At 56.1% G+C, this 7,202-nt stretch carries 4 protein-coding genes; 1 reads left to right on the forward strand and 3 read right to left on the reverse strand.

From position 1 onward, the window contains the following. Positions 1-73: 73 nt before the first annotated feature. The gene (locus tag HMPREF2845_RS03215; RefSeq protein ID WP_083308727.1) at positions 74-625 is read right to left on the reverse strand and encodes a MarR family winged helix-turn-helix transcriptional regulator; all 552 of its coding nucleotides are present in this window, start codon (positions 623-625) and stop codon (positions 74-76) included. 1,497 nt (positions 626-2,122) lie between these two features. Here HMPREF2845_RS03215 and HMPREF2845_RS03220 point away from each other — a divergent pair. After that, positions 2,123-2,746, forward strand: coding sequence for a superoxide dismutase (locus HMPREF2845_RS03220; RefSeq protein ID WP_005507370.1), 624 nt, complete (start codon positions 2,123-2,125; stop codon positions 2,744-2,746). 152 nt (positions 2,747-2,898) lie between these two features. Here the strand turns inward: HMPREF2845_RS03220 and HMPREF2845_RS03225 are convergent, their stop codons facing one another. Next, entirely contained in the window at positions 2,899-4,722 is a 1,824-nt protein-coding gene (locus tag HMPREF2845_RS03225) for an ATP-binding cassette domain-containing protein (RefSeq protein WP_070633883.1), read from the reverse strand. Between the two features lie 478 nt (positions 4,723-5,200). Next, positions 5,201-6,988: an ATP-binding cassette domain-containing protein gene (locus HMPREF2845_RS03230; RefSeq protein ID WP_070633884.1), complete on the reverse strand. Its 1,788-nt coding sequence runs from the start codon at positions 6,986-6,988 to the stop codon at positions 5,201-5,203. Positions 6,989-7,202: the final 214 nt, after the last annotated feature.

A 7,202-nucleotide genomic window follows, 5' to 3' on the forward strand; every position in this document is an offset into this window, starting at 1 on the left:
GATAAGGCACGTTCCCGGTGGGGAATGTGCCTTATCTCTGGTTCTCTCAACTCTCGCCCGAAGGCGGAGGAGGTTATTGTGTGGGGTAGTCCCCACGCTGCAGTGCATCAATCGAGATGACGTTTGAGGGGGTGTTGCCGAGGACTGCCTCGCCGATTTCTGCGAGATGCTCAACCTGTTCGGTGGTCAGGTGGTCGAAAATCTGGCGGCGTACTTCGCTCACGTGGCCGGGTGCGACCTCCTGCACCTTCTGCTCGCCTGCGGGGAGCAAATGGCAGATGCTGACGCGGCGGTCTTCTACACTGAGGGAGCGGCGGACGTATCCATCCTTCTCCAGGCGTGCTACAACGCGGGAGAGGCGTGCCGGGAGGGTGTTGGTAGTAATTGCCAGCTCGGTCATGGTGAGGGAATGATCCTTGGACTCGGAGAGCATCGCGAGCACCATGTATTCGACAAAACTAATGCCAGCTTCGCTCTGCAGCTGGTTTTCCAGTTTGCGGGTGAGGCTGAAGATGATGGAGCTGATAAAGAGCCACCCTTCTCGCTCTTGCTGGGAGAGCCACTGGATGGATTCGCTGTGTGCGGTATTGTCAGACCGCTGCGCAGACGTGGTTGGTATGGACACGGGATTGATTCCTCTTTTATCGGATATGGAGCTCTCTTATTAAAGAGAGAAGTGGCGTGTTGGCACCCATTGTAGCGAAAGGTCTGACTAGGTGACTCAAAATTGGTACGGTCAAGTAATGCTTGACACTTTGGTGCTAATTTTTTGAGGGGTGCCAGGGGTATCTTTTTGCACGCAGTGACTGCAAATACCCGGGGTAAGCAAGTGAAATACGACATATTCAAAAAGATTTCCGGTACAAGTATAGACAAGACCGTACCAAGAAGCACTTCCGTGCATAATGCTAACTTCCGCGGAATATCAAGGTTTTTAGGGGGTTGAGTGAAAATTCTAGGGAGTGTAAAGAGCTTGCCAAGGGTGAAAAATAACGAAACGATAACAAAATTTTTAAAAAAATCTTGGTTTTGGCTTTGCAACCGTAATGAAACCGTGTACACTAATTACATAACGGGGTCGAAGGAAGCCTCCGAGGCGAGACCGGAAGCTCGCTTCGATAGGTTCGACTCTCTATTTATCGGTGATTGTCGTCGGTGTACGAGTAACTCGTATTTCTACCGACGGATGTGCGGTGCGGGTGCAGTTCGTGGTTGGGCTGCATTCCGTACCGTATCTTTTTAACTCGAATTTCTATCAACTCACTCTAAGAGCATCCAATGGTCGGGTGCTCTTTTTCTTTGCCTTCATATCGGCGCCGCAAGAGCGCTGTACGAGTCGGGGCAGAGTCGGGGGAGGAAGCGTAAACACCTGTGCTGTGTAGCTGTGGGGTGTAGCTGCACGGTGTGGTTTGTGTTGTGTGGTGGTGCCGTGTGTCCGCGGTATTGTTGCGCCGTATCGCGTCAGAAGTGTTATCCACAGGGGTTATCCACAGTGTGGAGAACTTACACGCATGTGATTTGGCAGAGCAGAATCGAGGTCCTCCCCAGGTGTAATTTAAGAGTGCTACAGAAAAATTCTTGTAATTACAGGCTTTCACGGCCATTAAAACCGAGGGTAAGTTCTTAAACAGAAGGCCTTTTCACCTTTAAATCCGCGGAACCTGAAAATTTCCACACCTGTGGATAACCCTGTGCACTTAATCCACCGCCTCCACCCAGAAGAAGCGTATAAGGCTGTTCAGAGCCCCTTTTAAAGCTCAATATTTTGGCTAGTAGAAGGAAAAACGCCTCGAATGAGGGCGAAAATTCTGCAGTTTATCCCCCGCGCATCCCCAAAATAGGATGTTATCCACAGTAGTTATCCACAGTGTGGAGAACTTACAGCACTGTTATTCATATGAGTGCATACCCCGGTATTTCAAGGCAGAATAGGGTGCCAAACCTGAAAATCCTGTTGATACACAGGGTTATCCACAGGTGTGGGGAAAAGTCTTTGCCTAAAATCCACAGGTTCGAGCGAGGTCTTACATAAATGTGACGCTCCCCAACTCATGAAAAGTAAAGTAAACGCTACGCTGGTAATCTTTAATACAAGCCAAGTTTTCTAATGAAAGGCATCATCATGGCTGAAAAGTACACCCTCCCCGAGCTCCCCTACGACTACGCGGCGCTCGAGCCCCACATCTCCGCAAAGATCATGGAGCTGCACCACGACAAGCACCACGCAGCATACGTTGCAGGCGCTAACGCAGCTCTCGAGCAGCTTGAAGAGGCACGCGAGAACGGTGCATACGGCAACGTCTCCAAGCTCTCCAAGGACCTGGCGTTCAACCTGGGTGGCCACACCAACCACTCCATCTTCTGGAACAACCTGTCCCCCGAGGGCGGCGACAAGCCCACCGGCGAGCTGGCAGCGGCAATCGACGAGTTCTTCGGCTCCTTCGACAAGTTCCGTGAGCACTTCACCAACGTTGCACTGACCATTCAGGGCTCCGGCTGGGCAATCCTCGCATGGGACACCGTTGGCAAGCGCCTCATCATCGAGCAGCTTTACGACCAGCAGGGCAACATCTCCGTTGCACTGATTCCCGTTCTGCAGCTGGACATGTGGGAGCACGCATTCTACCTGGACTACCAGAACGTCAAGGGCGAGTACGTCAAGGCATTCTGGAACATTGTGAACTGGGCTGACGTTCAGGCTCGCTTCGAGCGCGCAGTGTCCCAGACCAAGGGCCTGGTCCTCTAATCTAAGTTTTCGTCAGCGCGGTGACGTAGCCGCGGTGAGGTAACTGAAACGGGTGCCCGGCGCCTCCAATATTCGGAGGTGCCGGGCACCCGTTCGTTAAGCCCCGGGTAGCACCCGCGGGGTTGGGTTCGGAACCTTAGACGGAACCCTAGTTAGAGCGCCAGCGTGCGGTCAATGCGGATGCGGCGGCAGAAATCCTCATCATGGCTCACCACGATGAGCGCACCGGTATAGGCTTCGAGTGCCTGCACCAGCCAATCCACCGAAGAAATATCGAGGTTATTCGTCGGCTCATCCAGCATGAGAAGTTGCGGCACCGGGTCGGCCAGAAGCACCTGCGCCACCGCCGCGCGGAAACGCTCACCACCGGAGAGCTCACCGGTCTTATGGTGCACGCTCTCGCGGCGGAAAAGCAGGCGCGCCAACTGGTCACGCAGATGCTGCTCGCTCACTCCGGGGTTTGCCCGCTGCACGCTCTGTAGGAGGGTGAGCTGCGGGTCGAGGGTGATGCGCTGCGGAATGTACGCCCCCTCGAGGCAATAGCCGACCCGGTAGGCGGGCTGCACGGGGGAGCGGTAGTCAGCCTCGCCGGCGTGGGCGATAGCGTTCAAGAGGGTGGTCTTGCCGCTACCGTTTGCACCGGTGATGCGCAGATGCTCGGGACCGCTGAGAATCAGGTGTTCTGGGCGTTCCGCCGGGGTTCCCTGATTGCTCTCGCTATCAGCCTCGGCGGGTGAAAAATGCAGAGAATCAACCTTTGTGGGTTGCTTAGTGGTAAATGTTTCACGTGAAACCTGCCGGGCATCAACCCGGTGCAGCTCCAGTACCTTGCGACCCGCGGGTAGGGGCTGCTGGCTCAGTTCGGCGTAGATCTTCTCCTGCACGCGCACCTCATCCTGAGCCTTCTGGTATGCCTCCCGGGCCTGTTCCTGCTTGCCGACGCGCAGCCCGCGAAGCTTCGCCGCCGCCTGACGTGAGGCATCCTTTGCCAGGTCTAGAATTGTATCCGGCTGGTCGTCCTTCCAGACCTGCGCCATGTTCTTCGAGATAATCTCCTGCGCCTGCACCCACTCGCGATGCGCCGAACGCACCCGGTTCTTCGCCTCGGTCACGCGACGCTGAGCCGCCTGCTGCTCGGTGTCCAGCGCCTGCCGGTAGGTGCTGTAGTTACCTTCAAAGAGACGCAGATGCGCCAGCCCCTGGCGGTCGGCGTGAAGCTCCGCAATCACGTTTACACGCTCCAGCAGATCGCGATCATGGCTGATGATGAGTGCCGGGCAGGGCAGTGCTTCCAACGCGGTGAAGAGCTGAGCCTTCGCTGAGGAGTCCAGGTTGTTCGTCGGCTCATCCAGCAGAATGAACTCGGGGTCAGAAATCATCAGCGAGGCAAGCGCGGCAATGACTGCCTCGCCACCGGAGAAACTGCGCATGCTGCGGGCAAAGAGCGCGCGAACCGCCTCCGGGTTGTCTCGATCAATCAGTGCCGCCGGGGTGAAACCGTAGGTCGCAAGAGCCGCCAGGGTGCGCTCCTCAACGTCCCAGTTATCCCCGATGGTCTCGTAGAGTTCGGGGGAGTATTCGCCGGATTCCACCGCCTGCAGTGCCCACAGAATCTCGGTGATTCCGCAGAGCTCAGCGAGGGTCTGCTCCCGGTCCAGACCCAAATCCTGAGGTAGATACGCCATGCGCTCCGGCGCTGCCAAAGAACCGGAATCCGGGGTCAAATCACCCAAAATCAACCTCATGAGGGTTGTTTTTCCGCAACCATTATCGCCAATGAGCCCGGTCAGAGGTGCCGAAAACACCGCCGAAAGGTCCACAAACAGTGAAGGTTGGCTCGGGTGCGCAAAGTGTAGATGGGCGATACTAACGTGCGCCGCTGCATGGGAAACCATGTGGGAAGTGGCGTGCGAGCGGGCATCGCGGGAAGAAGCGGAACGGGGAAAGGTCGCCTGCGGCTGAAGTACGTGTGTCATACGAGCTCCTTGAGGTATGGATGCTCGGGTGCTCTCAAACTCCGACGGTGGTGCGTTGCAGTAGTGTGCCGGCGGTTTGGGGGTGCCTATGCTGAGCGCGTGGCGGTAAGAGGATCGCCCCAAAAAGGGCGCGAAAAAACCCGAGCGTAACGGTGGATGTACCTGTGCCCGGGTGCGTGCGCGCTGATAAAGACACGCAGAAAAATAGAAGTGCGCAGGGAGAATGTGTCTGCGCAAAAAGCTGCGTGAGCGCACGAAAAATTCTGTGAGGTCCGGGCTTATGCTCGGTGGGTCATTTCTTTGATGCCTCCTAGATTCCGAAGGGCACCCCGGTCGCGCCTTGGGTGGCTTCGGTCAAACGATACGTTCAGCTTCGCCAGCTACCCCTGCGGCGGGGTAATACGGATAGAGAGCTGATGGCTCAAGCATAGGAACTGACTGGGCGCTGAGTCAAACACCCTCCCATGTAGGAGAAGATTCAGCGTGCTGATTCCCCGAATGGTTCCTTCCCGAGAGTTTTTGTTGAAAGGTTGAGTGTGCGGTCAATGCGGATGCGGCGGCAGAAGTCCTCATCATGGCTCACCACGATGAGCGCACCGGTATAGGCTTCGAGTGCCTGCACCAGCCAATCCACCGAGGAAATATCGAGGTTATTCGTCGGCTCATCCAATATGAGTAGCTGCGGCACCGGGTTGGCCAGAAGTACCTGCGCCACCGCGGCACGGAAGCGCTCACCTCCGGATAAATCCCCAATGCGCTGATGTACGCTCTCGCGGCGGAAAAGTAGGCGCGCCAGCTGGTCACGCAGATGCTGTTCGCTCGCACCGGGATTCGCCCTCTGTACGGTTTCAAGAAGGGTGAGCTCCGGGTCGAGGATGATGCGCTGCGGCAGGTATGCGGTGTTATCCAGACGGTAGAGCACTTGGTATGCAGGCGGCACTGGGGAACGGTAATCAGGGTCATTTGCGTGCGCTATCGCATTGAGAAGCACAGTCTTGCCACTGCCGTTTGCTCCCGTGATGTGCAGGTGTTCGGGTCCGGTCAGGATAAGAACCTCGGGAAAATCTTGGATTTGAAACAGATAATCAACTTTATATGGTTGTGTTTCACGTGAAACGGTGTTTTGGGTGTATGCCTTCTTAAGGTCGGCGCTCTGCGGTGTAGATGCGCAAGAGTCGTTCTTCACCCGATGTAATTCCAGTACCTTCCGCCCCAATGGGAGCGCATCCTGAGCAAGTTCCAGATAGATACGCTCCTGCACGCGCAGGTTCTTTTGGGCTTCTCCAACTGCTGCACGTGCATCCGCCACCATGCTTTCGTGGGCTGTGTGAAGTTTCCCGGCAGAGCGCTCTGAACTGTTTTTATCCAGGCCCATAGCCATGCCAGGTTTCCGCTTTGACCGTTCAAATTCGCGGCCTCGGCGGGCGTTGCGATCGAGCTTAATCTGGTTCTCGGTGCGCTCACGCACAGCCTTACGCGCCTCATTCTTCGCCTCGGTCACGCGACGCTGAGCCGCCTGCTGCTCGGCCTCCAGCGCCTGCCGGTATGTGCTGTAGTTACCCTCGAAGAGGCGCAGATGCGCCAGCCCCTGGCGGTCGGCGTGAAGCTCGGCAATCACGTTCACGTGCTCCAGCAGATCGCGGTCGTGGCTGATAATGAGCGCCGGGCAGGTGAGGGTTTCAAGAGCCGTATAAAGCCGATTCTTCGCCGAAGAATCCAGATTATTTGTGGGCTCATCCAGCAGAATGAACTCTGGGTCTGAATACAGAAGCGCGGTGAGTGCGGCTGTGACCGTCTGACCACCTGAAAAGGTGCTAAGGGGACGCATCAGAAGGTTGCGACGGGCCTGTGTATCGGTCGTAGTGAGGGCAGGACCAAAACCATGTTCGGCAAGGGCTACGAGGGTGCGTTCTTCAATATCCCAGGCGTCGCCTATGGTGTCGTAAAGGCTGGGGGAATATTCGCCCGATTCCAGCGCATCAAGCGCCTGCAGTATTTTTGTAATTCCAAAAATATCGGCAAGATGCTGATGCCCACTCAACCCTAAATCTTGCGGTAGGTACGCTATGTGCGGTGGGGTGCTGATTGTGCCTTGACTAGGGTTTATGTCGCCATGAATAAGTCTGAAGAGGGTAGTTTTTCCGGCGCCGTTATCGCCGATAAGCCCGGTGAGTGGCGCAGAAAATACTGCCGAAAGGTCCACAAACAGTGGGGGCTGGCTCGGGTGTGCGTACGAAATATGGTCGAGTGTAATGTGGTGTGGCATGGGCCGAGTTCCTTCGAGTAGGTGCTCGGATTCCTGCCAGCGCACGTGAAGGTGTGAAGGCATGAAAAAACCCGAGCGTAACGGTGGATGTACCTGTGCCCGGGTGCGTGCGCGCTGATTGGAACACGTAGGAAACGTGTCCGTAGAGCTGCTACGTGAGCGCGCGAAAAATTCTTCTGAGTCCGGGCTTATGCTCGGTGGGTCATTTCTTTGA

The sequence above is a fragment of the Rothia sp. HMSC065B04 genome (assembly GCF_001812285.1).
Lineage (GTDB): Bacteria > Actinomycetota > Actinomycetes > Actinomycetales > Micrococcaceae > Rothia > Rothia mucilaginosa.